The organism is Fructilactobacillus sp. Tb1 (genome assembly GCF_050500285.1).
Taxonomy (GTDB): Bacteria; Bacillota; Bacilli; order Lactobacillales; family Lactobacillaceae; genus Fructilactobacillus.
On record NZ_CP191377.1, the window covers coordinates 1,507,401 to 1,525,836 of the forward strand.

The 18,436-nt window shown below is 31.8% G+C and carries 18 protein-coding genes; 11 read left to right on the forward strand and 7 right to left on the reverse strand.

Annotated elements, in window-relative coordinates; translation table 11 throughout:
* Positions 1 to 27 precede the first annotated feature (27 nt).
* From parC to ACQW5G_RS07805, 7 genes are all read left to right on the forward strand, one after another.
* Positions 28 to 2,448, forward strand: coding sequence for a DNA topoisomerase IV subunit A (gene parC / locus ACQW5G_RS07775; RefSeq protein WP_429971907.1), 2,421 nt, complete (start codon positions 28 to 30; stop codon positions 2,446 to 2,448).
* Positions 2,449 to 2,518: 70 nt separating this feature from the next.
* Positions 2,519 to 3,460 carry a manganese-dependent inorganic pyrophosphatase gene (locus tag ACQW5G_RS07780; protein ID WP_429970892.1) on the forward strand — a complete coding sequence of 314 codons (942 nt, stop codon included), beginning with the start codon at positions 2,519 to 2,521 and terminating at the stop codon, positions 3,458 to 3,460.
* 122 nt (positions 3,461 to 3,582) lie between these two features.
* Positions 3,583 to 4,020 carry a peptide-methionine (R)-S-oxide reductase MsrB gene (gene msrB / locus ACQW5G_RS07785; RefSeq protein WP_429970893.1) on the forward strand — a complete coding sequence of 146 codons (438 nt, stop codon included), beginning with the start codon at positions 3,583 to 3,585 and terminating at the stop codon, positions 4,018 to 4,020.
* Between the two features lie 13 nt (positions 4,021 to 4,033).
* Entirely contained in the window at positions 4,034 to 4,564 is a 531-nt protein-coding gene (gene msrA, locus ACQW5G_RS07790) for a peptide-methionine (S)-S-oxide reductase MsrA (RefSeq protein ID WP_429970894.1), read from the forward strand.
* A 190-nt stretch (positions 4,565 to 4,754) separates the two neighbouring features.
* Positions 4,755 to 5,642, forward strand: a complete 888-nt coding sequence (locus ACQW5G_RS07795) for an ATP-binding cassette domain-containing protein (protein WP_429970895.1) — start codon at positions 4,755 to 4,757, stop codon at positions 5,640 to 5,642.
* Positions 5,642 to 6,367 (forward strand): hypothetical protein, encoded by a 726-nt coding sequence (locus ACQW5G_RS07800; RefSeq protein WP_429970896.1) that lies wholly within the window; start codon positions 5,642 to 5,644, stop codon positions 6,365 to 6,367. Before ACQW5G_RS07795 ends, ACQW5G_RS07800 begins: the two co-directional genes overlap by 1 nt.
* Before the next feature lie 11 nt (positions 6,368 to 6,378).
* The gene (locus ACQW5G_RS07805; RefSeq protein WP_429970897.1) at positions 6,379 to 6,648 is read left to right on the forward strand and encodes a hypothetical protein; all 270 of its coding nucleotides are present in this window, start codon (positions 6,379 to 6,381) and stop codon (positions 6,646 to 6,648) included.
* Positions 6,649 to 6,685: 37 nt separating this feature from the next.
* Here the strand turns inward: ACQW5G_RS07805 and ACQW5G_RS07810 are convergent, their stop codons facing one another.
* The gene (locus ACQW5G_RS07810; protein ID WP_429970898.1) at positions 6,686 to 7,312 is read right to left on the reverse strand and encodes a pyridoxamine 5'-phosphate oxidase family protein; all 627 of its coding nucleotides are present in this window, start codon (positions 7,310 to 7,312) and stop codon (positions 6,686 to 6,688) included.
* A 164-nt stretch (positions 7,313 to 7,476) separates the two neighbouring features.
* On the opposite strand from ACQW5G_RS07810, the gene ACQW5G_RS07815 reads away from it, so the two are divergent.
* Positions 7,477 to 8,427: a Dyp-type peroxidase gene (locus tag ACQW5G_RS07815; protein ID WP_429970899.1), complete on the forward strand. Its 951-nt coding sequence runs from the start codon at positions 7,477 to 7,479 to the stop codon at positions 8,425 to 8,427.
* Positions 8,428 to 8,728: 301 nt separating this feature from the next.
* Here the strand turns inward: ACQW5G_RS07815 and ACQW5G_RS07820 are convergent, their stop codons facing one another.
* Complete coding sequence (locus tag ACQW5G_RS07820; protein ID WP_429970900.1) at positions 8,729 to 9,604, reverse strand: DegV family protein; 876 nt, start codon at positions 9,602 to 9,604, stop codon at positions 8,729 to 8,731.
* Between the two features lie 15 nt (positions 9,605 to 9,619).
* A complete protein-coding gene (locus ACQW5G_RS07825) occupies positions 9,620 to 10,039 on the reverse strand; it encodes a MarR family winged helix-turn-helix transcriptional regulator (protein WP_429970901.1) in 420 nt (139 codons plus the stop codon).
* A 130-nt stretch (positions 10,040 to 10,169) separates the two neighbouring features.
* On the opposite strand from ACQW5G_RS07825, the gene ACQW5G_RS07830 reads away from it, so the two are divergent.
* From ACQW5G_RS07830 to ACQW5G_RS07840, 3 genes are all read left to right on the forward strand, one after another.
* Complete coding sequence (locus tag ACQW5G_RS07830) at positions 10,170 to 11,879, forward strand: Rqc2 family fibronectin-binding protein (protein WP_429970902.1); 1,710 nt, start codon at positions 10,170 to 10,172, stop codon at positions 11,877 to 11,879.
* Between the two features lie 72 nt (positions 11,880 to 11,951).
* Positions 11,952 to 12,443, forward strand: a complete 492-nt coding sequence (locus tag ACQW5G_RS07835) for a helix-turn-helix domain-containing protein (protein ID WP_429970535.1) — start codon at positions 11,952 to 11,954, stop codon at positions 12,441 to 12,443.
* Positions 12,416 to 13,309, forward strand: coding sequence for an IS3 family transposase (locus tag ACQW5G_RS07840; RefSeq protein ID WP_429970903.1), 894 nt, complete (start codon positions 12,416 to 12,418; stop codon positions 13,307 to 13,309). Before ACQW5G_RS07835 ends, ACQW5G_RS07840 begins: the two co-directional genes overlap by 28 nt.
* A 21-nt stretch (positions 13,310 to 13,330) precedes the next feature.
* On the opposite strand, the gene ACQW5G_RS07845 is transcribed toward ACQW5G_RS07840, so the two are convergent.
* From ACQW5G_RS07845 to ACQW5G_RS07860, 4 genes are read right to left on the reverse strand one after another with little or no spacing between them, the layout of a single operon-like run.
* A complete protein-coding gene (locus tag ACQW5G_RS07845) occupies positions 13,331 to 15,868 on the reverse strand; it encodes an ATP-grasp domain-containing protein (protein ID WP_429970904.1) in 2,538 nt (845 codons plus the stop codon).
* A complete protein-coding gene (locus tag ACQW5G_RS07850; protein ID WP_429970905.1) occupies positions 15,861 to 16,946 on the reverse strand; it encodes a carbamoyl phosphate synthase small subunit in 1,086 nt (361 codons plus the stop codon). Before ACQW5G_RS07850 ends, ACQW5G_RS07845 begins: the two co-directional genes overlap by 8 nt.
* A gap of 33 nt (positions 16,947 to 16,979) precedes the next feature.
* Positions 16,980 to 17,510, reverse strand: a complete 531-nt coding sequence (gene pyrR, locus ACQW5G_RS07855; RefSeq protein ID WP_429970906.1) for a bifunctional pyr operon transcriptional regulator/uracil phosphoribosyltransferase PyrR — start codon at positions 17,508 to 17,510, stop codon at positions 16,980 to 16,982.
* A 5-nt stretch (positions 17,511 to 17,515) separates the two neighbouring features.
* The gene (locus ACQW5G_RS07860; RefSeq protein WP_429970907.1) at positions 17,516 to 18,436 is read right to left on the reverse strand and encodes an RluA family pseudouridine synthase; all 921 of its coding nucleotides are present in this window, start codon (positions 18,434 to 18,436) and stop codon (positions 17,516 to 17,518) included.

Consider the following 18,436-nt stretch of genomic DNA (forward strand, 5'->3'; position numbering starts at 1 on the left):
ATTAAAAATTTATCTTTAGCATCCGTTATGGACGAACGTTTTAGTCGTTACTCCAAAGCGATTATTCAAGAACGTGCCTTACCAGATGTCAGAGATGGTTTGAAACCAGTTCAACGAAGAATTCTTTATTCAATGAATAAGGATGGTAATACCTTTGATAAGGGTTTTAGAAAGTCTGCAAAATCTGTTGGTAACGTAATGGGTAACTTTCATCCCCATGGGGATAGTTCAATTTACGATGCAATGGTTCGAATGAGTCAATCATGGAAACTAAGAGAACCGTTAATCGATATGCACGGTAATAATGGATCAATGGATGGTGATCCACCTGCTGCTATGCGTTATACTGAAGCTCGTCTTAGCAAGATTGCTGGAGAAATGCTTCGTGATATCGATAAAGACACAGTTAACTGGGTCTTAAACTTTGATGATACTGAAAAAGAACCAACTGTTTTACCAGCTCGGCTACCCAATTTATTAATTAATGGGGCAACTGGTATCTCTGCCGGTTATGCAACTGAAATTCCACCTCACAATTTAGGTGAAGTGATCGATGCCTTGTTATATTTACAAGGTCATGAAGATGCTAGCCTAGCGGACTTGATGAAATTCGTTAAGGGTCCAGACTTTCCAACTGGTGGAATTGTTCAGGGACTAGACGGAATTAAACAAGCCTATACGGATGGTCATGGTAAAATCATGATTCGTTCACGTAGTACTATTGAAGATTTACGTGGTGGTAAGAAATTAGTTAAAATTACTGAAATTCCATATGAAGTGAACAAGTCTCAATTAGTTAAACAAATGGACGAAATTCGAATCAACAAAAAAATTGATGGAATTGCCGAAGTTCGAGATGACTCTGACCGTTCTGGTTTGTTGATTTCGATTGAATTAAAACGTGATGCCGAAGTCAAAGGGATTTTAAACTATCTATATAAGAATACTGATTTACAAGTCTCATATAACTTTAATGTCGTTGCTATTAAAGATATGCGTCCACAGCGACTTGGTTTGAAAGACATCCTTGAATCATACTTAAACTATCAACGTGAAGTTGTTACAAAACGGACTAAATTTGATTTAGATAAAGCATTAGAACGTCAACATATTGTTGAGGGTTTGATTAAGGCTTTATCAATTCTTGATGAAGTAATTAGTACCATTCGTGCTAGTTCCAATCGTAAAGATGCTCGTGATAACTTAATGAGTGAATATGAATTTACGGAAAGACAAGCGGATGCGATTGTGGCATTGCAACTTTACCGTTTAACTAATACTGATGTCACGAAGCTTAAGAAAGAAAACGCCGATTTAGCTGCTAAAATTGCTGAATTTAAGACAATCTTAGCCAATCCAGCTGAATTAGATCGAGTATTAGCTGACGAATTACGTGCCTTAGAAGAAGAATATCGGACACCACGTCGTTCAAGTATTGAAGCTGAAATCGAAAATATTAAGATTAGTAAGAAAGTTATTGTTCCTGATGAACAAGTAATGGTAATGGTTTCTCACGATGGTTATTTGAAACGTAGTAGTATTCGTTCATATAAAGCATCTGAATTAACTGATAATGGATTGAAAAATGAAGATCGACCAGTATTCATTGAACAATTGAGTACTCGAGATTCATTATTTTTATTCACTGATGCAGGTAATTTAGTTTACCGTCCGGTATTTGAAGTAGATGATGTAAAATGGAAAGATACTGGGGATCATATTTCTCAATTAAACGGAATTGATTCTAATGAAAAAGTTATCGCAACTTTTGCTTTCCCTAATCTAAAAGAAAAAGGTAAATTTGTAATTACCACTAAATCTGGACATATTAAACAAACTGAATTTGAAAAATTACTTCCCGGAAGGACTTATAAGAGTCGTGCTGCGGTTTATGAAAAGCTAAAAGATGATTTAGATTCTGTAGTTGATGTTGAATACGTTCACGAAGGTGATGTAAATGATGTTTTAATTATGACTGAACAAGGGCTCGCTTTACGATATGCGTTAGACGAAGTTTCAGTTAGTGGTGCCCGGACTACAGGAGTTAAGGCAATTAGCTTAGCTGATGATGATTTAGTAGTTAATGCTCAGCTTACTACTGAGAGCTCTCAACTTGCTATTGCATTCCAAAATGGTAACTTCAAAAAGGTTAAAGTCGATGAAATTCCAGTAACTAGCCGTGCTCGTAAAGGTGTTAAAATTCTTCGGGATCTCAAGACCCGCGCTAATTTATTAGCAAATTTTGTTAGAATTAATCCTAATGACCAAATTTTAACAATCTTTACTGATCATCTAAGTGGTCATGACGTTATTCTAGATGAACACGGATTTTCTAATCGTACTTCTAACGGTAACCCAGAAATTGATGTTAAAATAGATGGTGTTCCTGTATCAATTAATCACCAACCAGTAATTACAGAAACAGATAACAACACTACTTTAGTATAGAGTTAAATAGATATTTACCCGTTTTTTGTGTTAAAGTAGTAACAGAAGAAATTTAAAGGAGATTATTTAAATGACTAAAGAATTAGTTTTTGGACACAAAAATCCAGATACTGATGCGATTGCCGCTGCAATTTCATTAGCATATTTAGAAAAACAAGATGGTTACGATACTGAAGCAGTTGCTTTAGGTGAAGTTAACCCAGAAACCCAATTTGTTTTAGATTACTTTGGAGTTAAGGCACCCCGTGTTGTAACTAATGCAGAACCTGAAACAGACAAGGTTATGTTAGTTGACCACAACGAACCACAACAAAGTATTGATGATATCGCTAACTTAACAGTTACTCATGTGGTAGATCACCATAGAATTAGTGATTTTAACACTGCTAAACCTCTCTATTACCGTGCAGCACCTTACGGTTGTTGTTCAACAATTCTTACTCAAATGTATTCAGAAGAAGGAATTGATATTCCTAAGGAAATTGCTGGTCTTATGATGTCAGCAATCATTTCTGATACTTTATTGCTTAAATCACCAACTACTACTGATGTAGATCGTGATGCATTACAAGCATTAGCTGATATTGCTGGTATTGATAATATTGAAGATTATGGTATTAAGATGCTTAAAGCAGGAACTAATGTTGATGCTAAATCAGACCAAGAACTAATTGATAGCGATGCTAAATCATTCACTTTAGGTGGTAAAAACGTTCGTATCGACCAAATTAATGTTGTTGATTTAGAAGATATTAACAAACGTCTTGCTGACATTAAAGCTGCTATGAAAGCTGAAGCCAAAAAAGAAAACTATGATTTATTCTTAGTTTTAGTTACTAACGTGTTAACTAGTAACTCAGAAATGATTATTGTTGGTGAACCAAAGGATGTTGTTGAAGCTGCTTTTGACAATAAATTTAACGATGATGACGTTATGAGTTTACCTGGTGTTGTTTCACGTAAGAAACAAATTGTTCCTCCATTGACTGAACAATTACAACCAGAAGCATAATAATTGTATAATAAAAAGGAATCATACTTGGTATGGTTCCTTTTTTGCATATTCAAGTTAGATTGCTTGCAATCTAGTTATTTTTAATTAGTATAAAGAATGTAATTATTAGGAGGGATAGTATGAGTAATTTAAGTAAAGAAGAATTGAAACAAAAATTAACACCTGAGGAATACGCAGTTACCCAAGAAGCAGCAACAGAACCAGCATTTACTGGAAAATATGATAATTTCTTTGAAAAGGGAATATATGTCGATGTTGCTACCGGTGAACCATTATTTATTTCAGATGATAAATACAATTCTGGATGTGGTTGGCCTGCTTTTACTAAACCAATTGATAAAGCTGCAGTTAAAAATAACACAGATGATTCTTTTGGCATGATTAGAACTGAAGTTAGAAGTTCTGATGGTAATTCACATTTAGGCCATGTTTTTCCTGATGGTCCAGCTGATAAGGGTGGATTACGCTACTGCATTAATTCAGCAGCTTTAAAATTCATTCCATACGATGAAATGGATAAAGATGGTTACGGTCAATACAAAAAATTAATCAAATAAGGTGGTCATTACAATGGCAGAAAAATATGAAACAGCAATTTTTGCGGGTGGTTGTTTCTGGTGTATGGTGAAACCCTTTGATCAAATGCCAGGAATTGAACAAGTAGTATCAGGATATACAGGCGGACATGTTGCTAATCCAACTTACGAAGATGTATGTACTGAAACAACTGGACATACTGAAGCAGTTAAGATTTACTTCGATCCTAAATTAATTTCATATAAAGATTTAGTTGAAATTTATTGGCGCCAAACTGATCCTACTGATGCAATGGGACAATTCCAAGATCGTGGAGATAGCTATCGTCCAGTGATTTTTGTAAATAGTCCGGAACAACGTAAGGTAGCGGAAGCTTCAAAGAAAGCACTAGAAGAATCTGGTAAGTTTGATAAACCGATTGTCACTAAAATTGAAGACGCTATGCCTTTCTACCCAGCTGAAGATTATCACCAAGGATTCTATAAAAAGAATCCGCTTCGTGCAGAAATCGAAGAAATGGGTGGACGTGAACAATTTAAAAAGAACGTTTGGAATAATAAATAAGATCTAATTAATTTAGACTCATGATATAAATCATGGGTCTTTTTTTGTATAATTGTATTATGAAAATAAAGTGCAACTACTGGTTGCTAGCTCTGCAACCGTTTAGTACCAGTACTTTCATAGACGCACACATCTTTTTAGGTATACTAATTACAGACATGCATGCTCAATCAAAAATAGGAGATTTAAAATGAACAATCAACTTCAACAACAAATTATCAAGCTAAGACAGGCGCAAAATATGTCTCAAGAAATGTTAGCTAAAAAAATGTTTGTGTCTCGTCAATCTGTTTCGAAATGGGAAAAGGGAGATTCCGTTCCTGATTTAGATAAATTGCTTTCATTAGCAATGATTTTTAATGTAGATTTAAACGAGTTAGTTACGGGGTTAAAATACGAAAATCAGGAATTATTAGTCCTTTCTGATATTAAGAAAAAATTTGATAAACCAGTTTTAACTGATGTTAATTTAAATATTAAAAATAATGAACGAATTGCATTTCTAGGTAGCAATGGTGCTGGTAAGACAACTTTGGTAAAAATTATTAGTGGTGAATTAACACCAGACTCTGGAACTATTACTAGAAATTATGACAAACACAATGATTTTGGTTTGATGCCGCAGGAAAACGTTTTAATTGAATCGTTTAGAGTTTATGAAATGATTCAATTAACAATATCTTTAAATAAATTAGTTAATGTGGATTTAAATCATTTACTAAGCGAATTTGGATTACTCTCACATAAGAACAGTTTAGTTGAATCATTATCAGGCGGCCAAAAAAGAAAATTAGCATTAATGCTAAGCTCAATCAAAAAGTCTAAGTTATTAATTTTAGATGAGCCTACTGTAGGAATGGATTTAGAAACAATTGATTTCTTTTGGAAATATATGGATAAAATTGATGGGACCGTGATCACAATTACTCATGATTTCAATCAAATCGATCATTATTTTGATCGAGTCATTTTACTGAAAAACGGTGAGATAAAATATGATGAAAAAGTTGCAACAATTCATTCCCATAATCAAACTATCGATCAATGGTATCGTCAACGAAATAGCGGGGTGAAATAATGAATATTTGGTTAATGATTAAAAATACATTTAGAAATAAACGATTTGTCTTCTTTACTTTGATAACACCAATCCTATATTATGCCATGTTAGTCATGATGGCTAAGTCTGGTGGTTGGTATGAAAATAAATATTCATTCATCTGGTTAATTGTAAGTATTATTATCGGTGTTACTGGTAATTCACTGGTTTCTTTTGCCAAATCAGTTAATGTAATGCTAAAATTTTATGAATTACAAATCCAAACGTCTAATTACACCGTTTTGAAATGGCTCCGGGACGAGCTCATTGTCCAATTGATTCTCAATAGTATCATAAGCATTGCGGTTAGTATTTGTGCCATAATAATCGGCAATGTACCTATTAGTACAGCTTTATTTGAAAGTCTCTTATTAATCATTATTTTCAGTATTTATTTAAGCATCTTCGGTTTTGCAATTGCTTTGATTTTGGATGCTAAAGCATTAGACGCATCAAGCTTTATGATGATGCTTGGAATTATGTTTCTTTTAATTCCTTTTTCCTTATTTGCCCCAGACAATTCATATCTTAAATGGATAACAGTTGTGCAAAAACTATTCCCTGGTTATTATGTAAACGAAATTTCAGAACGATTATTCTTAGGTGGACAAATCGGCAATTTGTTTATCGGATTTGTAGTGACAACTATTGTAACTGTTTTAGTTCCGATTATCTTTATTTCTTATAAACTAAAAAATGATTAGTAGGTGACAAAATGGATTTAAAAGCATTTCATGATTATGTTAAGAAAAATTACGAGAATAGCCAGTATGATAACGAATATTCAAAATTTCATGATTATAATAGTAATACAGATTTTAATCTTGGTGTTAAGCAGGCAAAAGATGATTTTTACAGTAACAAACATTTCAAAATATATCCATTGTATTTGATTAAACTTACAAATAAGTTATTTAACAATCGATTATATGAAATAGTTGATTTCATTTCTGGATATAATTATGAAAAAAGAAAACTAAAATAAAAACAGAGAATCCATAGAATGGGTTCCCTGTTTTAGTTTAGAATGTGATTACTTCTGGTTGTGTTCTAAATGATTCAATAATAGCTGAATCTAATGTGATTGTAATGACTGCTTTACCATGGAAGTTTTCATCTAATTGCTTGATTTGAGATACATTTCCCGCAATTTTTTGCAATTCATCAAAATCGGTTGTTACAGTTGCAAAAGCCTGATTAGAAGAAAAACGAAGGCCAGTTTTTTCATCAAAGAGACTTGCAATTCCAACTTGATTATTTTCTTTAATATTATTTACACGGCTAGTTTTAGCATCAGTAACCACATAAAAGACGTTTTCTTTATCAGAACTTTGTGAGTAAGTAATAATTGAATTACTTATAACACCATCGTTGTCTTTAGTAGCAAGATACAAGTAAGCAGGGAGTTTAGACAAAACCTTTGAAAATTTGCTTTGTTTATTAGTAACTCCACTAGCTTTTTCACGAGTAGTCATTTTTTTAATAGTGAGAAGGGTGAGGGGAATGACTAAAACTAGGTAACCCACCACTACCCCAGCGATGATTGACCCTAAATGAGCGAAATTAAATGGATATCCAATAGCTAAAATAGCTAGTAAAAATGAAATTGCATAGGCAATAAATAACTCTATAAATCTTTTTAAGTACATGTTGTCCTCCAATATGTATATTATTTCACAATATACGTTAATTATAGACTAGTAGATGTTTAATTTGAATGATTATATAAATAAAATCTTAATAGTTTGTATAAAATCAACTGTTTTATTTGTTATAATTGAGTTGTAAATAGATAAAGCGGAGGAATAATTCAATGGTAGTAAAGATGGAACCAAAAAAGGCTCAAGATGTATGGAAAGATACCGGAGAAAACGTCGATTTTGTATCACTAGCTTTAACTCGTGATAATCAAGAACAAGCTCAAGAAGGAATTCAAGAGTTTGCAGATCGTTCTCAAGCAATTATTAGATCAATGCGGATTAGAGAACCTGAAGCAAATTTACGTGTTTCAATTGGATTTAGTAATGCAGCTTGGGAATACTTATTTCCAAAGGCAGATAAACCAAAGGAATTAGAAAATTTTGCAGGTGTTAAAGGTCCTAAATACAGTATGCCAGCTACTGATGGTGATATTTTCTTACATATTCGTGCAAATACTCAAGCCGTCGTATTTGAAGTTGTAACTCAATACCGTAAATTTTTAAAGGATTTTACAACTGTACTTGATGAAGTTAAAGGTTTTAGAAACCTCGAAGGTCGCGCTATCATCGGTTTTATTGATGGTACTGAAGCTCCTCAAGTTGAAGATGCAGCACCATATGCAATTATTGGTGATGAAGATCCAGAATTTGTTAATGGTTCATATTTATTTGCTCAAAAATGGATTCATAACATGGATTCTTGGAATAATATGCCAGTTGAACACCAGGATAAAGCAATTGGACGTGAAAAATTCTCTGATTTAGAATTAGATGATGATGATAAATACAAAAATGCTCATAATGTAGCATCTAATACTGGTGATGAAAATAAAATTATTCGTATGAATGTGCCATTTTCAGATCCTGCAAGTAATGTGAATGGTACTTACTTTATGGGATATTCACGTTATTGGCATGTTACTAAAGGAATGTTACAACAAATGGTTGATATGAGTGATTTCTTATTAACATTTTCAACTTTAAAAACCGGAACATTATATTTTATTCCATCAAGACCAATGTTAGCAAAAATTGCTGATGGTGATTTAAATCCAGAAGATTAATTAAATAAAACCAGATGAGAGATTCTAAAACAAAAGTTTTAGGATTTTTTATTTGGTTTAAATTTATAGTGGAATATAAACGAATTCTGAGTCGATTTTAAAATAATAAACTGATAACTAATCATTTAGAGAAAATTAGGGATATGTAAGACGAAATTGACTTTTTGTTAAATTAGCAAAAATAGTGCTACTTCGTATAATATATATTATGTAAACTAGAAAAAGAAAACTAAATAAACATAATTTTTAAACCTACCTATCAAAAAAACATCCTATAAATTATTATAGAATGTTTTATACTTTATTTAATTGAATCAAAATCGATATCTTTTTCCCAACCTAGTGCAACGGCTTTATTTCCTAAATGAACTCCAATTGATGGACCAAAAAATCCTTGTTCAACTGTAGCATCAGGAAATTGTTTACGAATATTTTCAGCCCAAGCATCACCAGCTTTACGATCATTAGCATCAATAACAAAAAATTTAACTTTATAATCAACGTTTTCTAATTCTTTAGCTGCAATTGCTTCCACACGTTTTATTGCACGTTTCATTGTTCTAACTTTATCAAAAGCGACAATTTCATCAGATTGATTATCAAAAGTTAGAATTGGTTTGATGTTTAACAATCCACCAATAAATGCTGATGCATTTGATAATCGTCCACCTTTAACCAAATTGTTGATATCATCAACTACAATAAGTTCATCAATGGTACTACGTTGTTCAGTTAATTTAGTGATAATTTCATCAGGATTCATTCCAGTTTTGGCTAAGACTGACGCATATTTAGCTAAATCGCCCATAAGTGAAACTGTAATTTCTGAATCAAATGGAATAACGCGAATATTATCCATCATAGCGGCAACATTTGCTACTTGATTATTTAATCCTGAAATAGTTGAGGCTAAATGAATACTAATAACTGTCTCATATCCTTCATCTGCTAAATTGTTATATAGTTCAATTAATTCTCCAATTGGGGGTTGAGACGTAGTTGGTAGTTTTTTTGAATCTGCTAACTTAGCATAGAATTCTGCGTTATTAATATCAATTCCTTCACGATATGTTTGATCACCAAAAACAACAGAAATTGGAATCACATGAATATTATATTTTTTTATATCTTCTGCAGAAAGATAGGCAGAACTATCAGTAACGATTGCTGTTTTCAATTAATAATCACCCTTTTATTTATTTACTTTTTTCATGCTATTACCTAATCTATTTAATAGGATTTTTAACATGTTTTTTTCTTCTTCTGACCATTGTTCAAAAATACGCGTTTTTAATTTAACATAATTATTGTCAATATCTACAATTGAATCATTACCAAGCTGTGAAACTGTATAAATCAATTGACGTTTATCTTTACCAATTGCTTTTTTATGTATCATTTCTTTTTCAACTAATTTTTTGAGTTGTCTAGACAATGTAGATGTATCTAAATCCATTTCATGAGAAAGACTTTCTTGTTTATCAAAACCATTTGCGATTGACAATAATAATTGCCACTCAGAAATAGTTAAATTATTAGCTTTAGTTAAAGTTTGTAATTGTTGTTGCTGCAATTTGCTTACTTCACGTAAAGCAGTTAGACTATTTTTCATTAGACAAAACCTCCAGTCACAATTATAACATTATTTGGTGTATACAAGATTAAGTAAATACAATTTACTACTAGAATTATCATTTATAGTTTATACTAGAGTTATCTATAGAAAAAAGAGGTTTTTAAATATGTCATTTGATGGATCATTTACCCACTCTATGACCAAAGAGTTGAAAAGTGAGTTACAAAATGGTCGAGTTACAAAAATCAATGAACCCTACTTAAATGAAATTATTTTAACAGTTCGTTCAAATTCAAAAAATTATCAGGTTCTATTGTCAGCTAATCCTTCGTACGCAAGAGTTCAAACGACAAAAGTACCGTTTGTTAACCCACAAGTTCCAAGTAATTTTGTAATGACCTTGAGAAAACATATTCAGGGTAGTTTCATTACTAAAATTCATCAAGTTGATAATGATCGAATTATTCATTTTCACTTTAATTCACGAAATGAATTAGGTGATATCGAAGAATTAGTAGTAGTAGTTGAAATTATGGCTCGCCATAGTAATATTATTTTAGTTGAAGCAAAAAATAGTAATATTATTGATGCTGTAAAACGAATTGGCCCAGATAAAAGTCGTTATCGTACCCTTTTACCAGGTTCAAAGTATATCAATCCACCTAAACAGGATAATGTCGATCCATTTAGCGATGTTGATTTTACAAAAATTGAATCTTTAGAAAGACAATTTCCCAATGTAGAGGTATTAGCTACTGAACTAAGAAAACATCTTCAAGGTTTGGGTAAAGATACATCTTTAGCATTAGCTGATGCATTACATGAAACTGGAATATCAACTGAGGATAAATTTAGAGGTTTCTTTGCTAAATTTAATGAAGCTCAGCCTACAATTGCCACGGATAATTATGATAAATTAGTTTTCTCAGCTTTTCCATTTACAAATGAAAATATTGTTAGTCAATTTGATACCTTAAGTGGAATGTTAGATGAATATTTTCAAGCTAAAGTTAAACGTGAACGTGTCCGCGAACAAGGTGCTCAATTAATTCAGGTTACAAAAAATGAACTTAAAAAGAATCGTAATAAATTACGTAAATTAGAACGTTCATTTGCAGAAACAAAGCATTCCGATGAATATCGTATTAAAGGCGAAGTTTTGATGACTTATCTTCATGAAGTTAAACCCGGTGATAAGTCGGTTGAATTAGCTAATTTTTATGACAATAATAACCCGATTAAAATCAGTTTAAAACCGGCACTTTCCCCTTCTGCCAACGCGCAATGGTACTTTAAACAATACCAAAAGAAGAAAAATTCAATCAAATATTTAAATGAACAAATAGCTAAAACTAATGAAGAAATTAGCTATTTTGAAAACATTGAATCACAAATTGAAATTGCTAACCCGGAGGATTTGGTTGATATTAAGACTGAACTTAAAGCTGGTGGATATATTCGTGACCATTCTAAATCAAAAAAGCGCACTCGTATTAAAGTTAGCAAACCGGAAAAATTCATTTCATCTGATGGAACAGTTATTTTAGTTGGTAAAAATAATTTGCAAAATGATCAATTAACTTTAAAAACCGCTGATAAACGTGATATTTGGCTTCATGCTCAAAAGATTCATGGTTCTCACGTGATTATTCGTTCTTTTGATCCCTCTGAGGAAACTATTATTGAAGCTGCTGAATTAGCTGCATATTTTTCTAAGGCTCGCGATTCAGCCAATGTTCCAGTTGATTATGATCCAGTTAAAAGAGTTAAAAAGCCCAATGGTGCTAAGCCTGGTCTTGTACATTACACTGGACAAAAAACTGTCTATGTAACACCCTCTCGTGAAATTGTCGAAAAATTAAGACAAAATAAATAAACAAAAAGACTAGATATTTATCTAGTTGAACTGAACCCCTTAAATTGGAGAACCCAATTTAGGAGGTTCTTTTTGTTTACATCAGAAATTAAATTAGCTGCTATTAAAGATTACAATAATGGCGTTTCAACAAATACTATAATGCGAAAATATGGTATTAAGGGTACAGCTACGCTGTACGAATGGATAAAACGTTTAGAAATATTTGGTGAAAGTGGATTAATTAATAATTCAACCAAGACACGATACTCTTATTCATTTAAAATTAAGGTTATAAATTGGCGTCTTGAAAATAATGAATCATATCCTAATACTTCACGTTACTTTAAAATTAGGAATCCTGTGACAATATTTCAGTGGGAAAAGTTATTATCAATTGGACGTCTAAAACCCTTTAAAGGAAGACTAATCAAAATGAATAATAATAAAGAATCACTAGAGGAAAAATTAAACAGACTTGAACAAGAAAATACCTACTTAAAAGCTAAAATTCAATACATGGGAAAAATAAAAGCCTTAACTCAAAGTCAAAAGAAATGCCAAACAGAGAAAAAACACAAATAATTACTGAGTTAAGGCGTGACTTTAATTACCCGTTACACATGTTATTAGACATAGCAGAAATATCTAGTAGTAGTTATCATGATTCATTAAAACGTGACTATTCTAGTAATGACCAAAGGGTCATTGCAGAAATCAAAAGAATTAGGTCTGAATTTATTGATTATGGATATAGAAGGATTACTTTAGAATTAAACAATTTAGGATTTAAAATAAATCACAAAAAAGTCCTCCGAATAATGAATTCAGAAGGACTATTGTGTACTGCTTATGAAAGAAAAACTAGAAAATATAATTCATACAAAGGAAAACGTGGAAAAGTATCTCCCAATAGAATTAATAGACGATTCAAAACTGACAGACCTTTACAGAAAATAGTTACTGATGTTACTGAAATACGTTGGGGTAATAATACCATGAATGAACGAGCCTATTTTACAGCGTATATGGATTTGTATAATAACGAAATTATAACTTGGAGTATAAGTTTGCATCCAACTGTAGAGTTTGTTGTAAAACCTTTAGCAGAGTTAGTTTTAGCTCGTCCAGAATTAAAATATCGTATGACAGTTCATTCTGATCAAGGATTTCAATATCAAAATGCAAAATTCGTAAATATTTTGAAAGATAATAAAGTATTTCAAAGCATGAGCCATAAGGCTACATGTTTGGATAATGCTTGTATTGAAAGTTTTTTCAATCAATTAAAAGTTGGAACAACTCATAACTTTAGTTATGATAGTTACTCAAAACTAAAGTCAGCTGTTAATAAATACGTCCATAAATATAATAATTATCGTATTAAAGAAAAACTGGGCGGAATGTCACCGGTTCAATACCGGCTCTATTCCGCCCAGAAAATTGCATAACCATTCTCCAATTTTAAGGGTTCAGGTCAAGTCTTTTTTGTATTCAATTTTTGCCCCAATTTCTAGTGCACGATCTTTTGGACCATTAGAAATCCCCAATGATTTAAATGGAAATTTTATTTTCATGATTGCCGTTTGATTTTTTACGGGTGTGTTTTTAATTAGATTTACTACTTCGTTAGAATCAAAATGACCAGTATACATCTTCATTAAGATAGCAATCCAGTTAATATTAGATGCTAAATTCAAGAAGATAGTTTCCGTAATTCGTAAAGGCGTTACTCCAGAAACGACTGGCTTTCCATTTTCTAATCTAAATACAACTTGTATTAACCCAGTTAATGCATGTTGTCTAATTGCTTCAATTCCTAATTTTTTAATATAATTAAAATCAATGTTTTTATTTTTGTATGGTACAAAATAATCAGTTTGTTTTTCAATCTCTTTTAAATCATTAATATCTTGTGAAGAAAAGCCAACCGTAGTAATTGGAATAATATCACCTTGTGATACTAAGAAATCCATTGCAAATTCGGCCTTACTTGAATTCCAGACTCCATTTTTTTGATCTGGAGGTAAAACAACAACTTTTGTATCATGCAATTTACTTAATTCTCGAATTAAGTAATGCCGATTACCCGGTACAAAGACGAATTTTGGTTCTTCTAATTTTATGATATCTAAAATGTCACCTAATTGCACTGGTTCAATATATTGTTTATCACTAATAGAGGGAGTCAAAGATACTGAATTAGGATTATTATTAAGGATAATTGTTTTAAATCCCAATTTATGTAGATGAATTAACATTTCAGCAGTATAAACATCTGCTGCTGTATTAGGACCTAAATGATTTCGTCCCTTTCCAATTACCAATGCTGAATTATCACTAAGTTTATGAGTATCTGTTTCATATTCAAAACTTCCATAAAATGAATCTATTTTTTCAGGGAATTCCCCCCCTGTTGGTTCAATCATTTTGTATGTTTTATAAATGTTATTAGCGTCAGCCAATTGATTAATTACATCATTAGTTGTATGCCAATAATGACAAAACATACCTGTCCCAAAACCATATTTATTTCCTCGTAATAATGCTTGTGGATTTAAGGGGTTAGCTGCAACTGCTTGTATTTCACTAAGAATATTATCCATAATCATAAAGAAAAATTCATCAATTTTAGTTAATTCTGCCAAATCACTAGCAGAATAACCTCTACTTACAGCTTCAAATAAAATTAGAATCTGAGCATCAGTTGGGTGAATTAATTGGGAAATCAATTCATCTTCAGTTAATTCACTAAAACTTGGTAAAACATCTTTGGGACTAGGTTGGGAGCTACGCAAAGCATTCATAAATGCTGCTTCAACATTCCGCCCCATTCCAATTGAAGATCCAGTGGATTTTGCTCTGGGACCTAACTTTTGAATTGCTTTAGGTAAATAATCAAAAGACCAGACTGGCATTTTAACCATCACATGATCACTGATTGGTTGAAGAATCGATGTGAATTTATGAAAACGAGGTGGTAATTTTATTTCTGTAATTGGTTTGTTTAGTAACAAAGAGGCTACAATTCTAGCCAACGGATAACCAGTGGACTTAGCAGCTAAGGCTGTTTGGGCATTGAAAAATGGATTTACTTTAATAACAAAGCATTCGTTATTAACTGAATTAAGGGCAAATTGTATATGACAAACTCCTTTAATTCCTAAACAATCCATAATTCTAAATGTAATTGCTCTCATCATATGTAGTTGTGCATCATTTAAAGTTTGCGCTGGTGCAAAAATAACTGAATCAGTTGAATTAATTCCAACTGGATTCATATCTTCTAGTGATGAAATAACCATCTTAGTTCCATCAATATCTCTAATTGCAACAATCCCAATTTCCTTGTAACCACCAACTTCACGTTCTAGGGCCACTTTATTATCGTTTGATTGTTGAAATAAATCATCAATGTCATTATTTAATTGTTCTATATTTTGGAATACATGACGACGACGGTATTTCGTAGTATTCAATGCTTTTGCTGCAATTGGAAATATCATATCATCTATTGTAGTACGCAATTCATCAAAATTAGAAACAACATTAGTTTTTAAAACTGGAATATCATTCTCAATTAGTCGATTTGCCAATGAAGAATTTCGATCCATTTTATTTATACTATTCTTAATTCCTCCAAATAAAGTTATATTATCAGAGTTTAATCCAATGATTTTTACATTATGATCGTGTAAAATGCCTCTTTTATTTAACTGTTTAACAATTCTAAGAGCATCTTTTTTACCATAAATTGGTGTAATAGCATCAATATCTTCAGTTTTTATAATTTCTTCGATATTTGCAATGGAGATATCTTCAATAAATAAATTTTTTTTAGGCATTTCAGACAACATAATTGAATAAGGATTGTTATCAATTACTAATGTTTCAATACCAAGTTTATTCCATACTGAAAGAGCTTGATATGCAGCAGCATCTTGTTCACCTTCATGACCAATGTTTGATGATCCGCCACCAATTAATAGGATTCTTTTAATATTATTCATTAATTAATCTCCTATGTGCCATAATACTTTCAATGAATTCGTCAAAAATATCTAAACTATCTTCCAAGTCATTACTTCCCTCTGGAAAAAATTGAACAGAAAACGTTGGATAATCTCTGCTTCTAATTCCTTGAATTGTACCGTTGATTAAATCAATGTATGTAACAATTAATCTTGATGAGTCTATCGTATCAGGATCAACAGCATAATCCTGTGCTTGATCAGCATAAACAATTTCATTAGTAATAATTTTACGTACAGGATGGTTATTACCATGCGTCCCAAATTTCATGCGTTTTACTTTAGCACCATTGGCAATTGCAATTAATTCATGGCCTAATCCAACCCCCATTAAGGGAAGTTCTTTTTGAATATCTTGAATATTCTTAACTACAATTGAATCAATTTCATCAGGTGATCCGGGTCCAGATGAAATTACTACTCCTTCAGGGTCTAGATTTTTAATCGAAGCAAAATCAAAATTCCAAGGAACAACTATAATATTACAATTTAATTTTGATAATTGTCTGACAATGCTTTCACGTAAACCAAGATCGACAACTACGACTGTAATTCCACTTCCCGGAACCAAATATGGCTTAGGCGTAGCAACTGATTGAATCTGCTGATTACTAAGAACAGCTGCCTGCAATTGATCAAATGAATGTTCATCATTACTACTTACAATACTTGCCTTTTTGATTTGATGTTTTCTAACATGTTTTTGAATTTGTCTAGTATCAATATTACAAATTCCTGGAATATGTCGTTCTTTTAAAAAGGCATCTAATGACATATTTTTCAAATGAGAAAATGAGATATTTTCAGCTTGATTAACTACAATGCCTTTAGCAGAAGTCATAATTGATTCATAATTTTTAGGATTAATCCCAATATTCCCAATTGATGGCTGAACAAAGGTAATAATTTGATTATGATATGATGGATCAGTCAATGATTCTTGATAATCATTCAAATTGGTATTTACAACTAATTCTCCAGTTGTATTTGACAAGTCTCCAAATGCTTCTCCAGCAAATGAAGTTCCATCGTCAAGAATTAAAAAACGTTTAGGCAATTCAATCACCGTCCCTTGAAAAAATTTAAAATACTAACCTTTGGTAATTTCTACACCATCACGATCATCAATTTCTGATACTAACACTTTAATTTTTTCATCTTTTGAGCTTGGTAAATTTTTACCAACAAAATCAGCACGAATTGGAAGCTCACGATGTCCACGATCTACCAACACTGCTAAACTAATCCGTTTAGGACGTCCTATTTCATTAATTGCACCTAATGCTGCTCTAACAGTTCGTCCAGTAAAGAGAACATCATCTACTAAAACAACATTTTTATTATTAATGTCAACTACATTGGTTGCAACTTTTTCATTACTCGAATCATTTTTGTTATCATCACGATACTTAGTAATATCTAATTCAATAACCGGAATGTCAGTATTTTCAAGCTTCTTCAACCGATTTGCAATACGATTTGCTAGAAAAACTCCTCTAGTCTTAATTCCAATTAAAACTAAGTTTTCAACACCTTTGTTTTTTTCAATGATTTCATAAGTAATTCGTGTTAATGCACGTTGCATTGCCATTCCGTTTAAAACAACCTTTTCGTTTTGCATAATACTTAGACCTCTTTTGTTTGATATTGGTTTCTTAAATTATTTAATGTTTTTTCAAAAATTTCTGGTAAAGGTGCTTCAAAATCCATTTCTTTACCAGTAGTTGGATGTTTAAATCCTAACTCAGCTGCATGAAGAAATTGACCATTACCTTTAAGTGTTTTTCGTGGTCCATATAGAGGATCACCTACAACAGGATGATTGATGTATTTCATATGAACTCTAATCTGGTGAGTCCTTCCCGTTTCTAATTGACACTGAACTAACGTATAATCATTACCAAATCTTTCTAGAACTTTGAAATGAGTAACAGCATTGCGTCCACCTTTAACAACTGCTTGCTTTTTACGATCTTTGGGTGATCTTCCTAATGCAGCATCAATTGTTCCTGATTCTTCTTTGAATGATCCGTGAACTAATGCAATATATTTTCTGCGACTAGTTTTATCTTTTAATTGTTGGGACAAAGATTGCATGGCAATGTCAGATTTAGCAACCATTAAGAGACCAGATGTATCTTTATCAATACGATGAACAATACCTGGTCTAAATGTTCCGTTAATATCAGGTAAGTCTGTATGATACAATAATGCATTTACCAATGTATGATCTGGATGACCCGGTGCAGGATGGACCACCATTCCTTGTGGTTTGTTAACAACAATTACATCATCATCTTCATATACAATATCTAATTTGATATTTTCAGGTACTAAATCTAACTGTTTAGTTTCAGGAACGTTAACGATTATTTTTTCATTTTCTTTAACTTTATACTTAGCTTTTTTTGTTTCACCATTTACTGTGACTAAATCATCTTTAATTAATTCATTAGCTCTGGATCTACTAATTTCAGGTAATTCATCTGAAATGGACTTATCTAATCTTAAACCAGTAAGTGATACATGATATTCTAATTCTCTCAC

Bases quoted from the DNA above. Each gene is read 5' to 3' on its own strand.
- parC (WP_429971907.1), top strand. From the start codon at position 28: ATGGACGAACGTTTTAGTCGTTACTCCAAAGCGATTATTCAAGAACGT.
- ACQW5G_RS07780 (WP_429970892.1), top strand. From the start codon at position 2,519: ATGACTAAAGAATTAGTTTTTGGACACAAAAATCCAGATACTGATGCG.
- msrB (WP_429970893.1), top strand. From the start codon at position 3,583: ATGAGTAATTTAAGTAAAGAAGAATTGAAACAAAAATTAACACCTGAG.
- msrA (WP_429970894.1), top strand. From the start codon at position 4,034: ATGGCAGAAAAATATGAAACAGCAATTTTTGCGGGTGGTTGTTTCTGG.
- ACQW5G_RS07795 (WP_429970895.1), top strand. From the start codon at position 4,755: ATGAACAATCAACTTCAACAACAAATTATCAAGCTAAGACAGGCGCAA.
- ACQW5G_RS07800 (WP_429970896.1), top strand. From the start codon at position 5,642: ATGAATATTTGGTTAATGATTAAAAATACATTTAGAAATAAACGATTT.
- ACQW5G_RS07805 (WP_429970897.1), top strand. From the start codon at position 6,379: ATGGATTTAAAAGCATTTCATGATTATGTTAAGAAAAATTACGAGAAT.
- ACQW5G_RS07810 (WP_429970898.1), bottom strand. From the start codon at position 7,312: ATGTACTTAAAAAGATTTATAGAGTTATTTATTGCCTATGCAATTTCA.
- ACQW5G_RS07815 (WP_429970899.1), top strand. From the start codon at position 7,477: ATGGTAGTAAAGATGGAACCAAAAAAGGCTCAAGATGTATGGAAAGAT.
- ACQW5G_RS07825 (WP_429970901.1), bottom strand. From the start codon at position 10,039: ATGAAAAATAGTCTAACTGCTTTACGTGAAGTAAGCAAATTGCAGCAA.
- ACQW5G_RS07830 (WP_429970902.1), top strand. From the start codon at position 10,170: ATGTCATTTGATGGATCATTTACCCACTCTATGACCAAAGAGTTGAAA.
- ACQW5G_RS07840 (WP_429970903.1), top strand. From the start codon at position 12,416: ATGCCAAACAGAGAAAAAACACAAATAATTACTGAGTTAAGGCGTGAC.
- ACQW5G_RS07845 (WP_429970904.1), bottom strand. From the start codon at position 15,868: ATGAATAATATTAAAAGAATCCTATTAATTGGTGGCGGATCATCAAAC.
- pyrR (WP_429970906.1), bottom strand. From the start codon at position 17,510: ATGCAAAACGAAAAGGTTGTTTTAAACGGAATGGCAATGCAACGTGCA.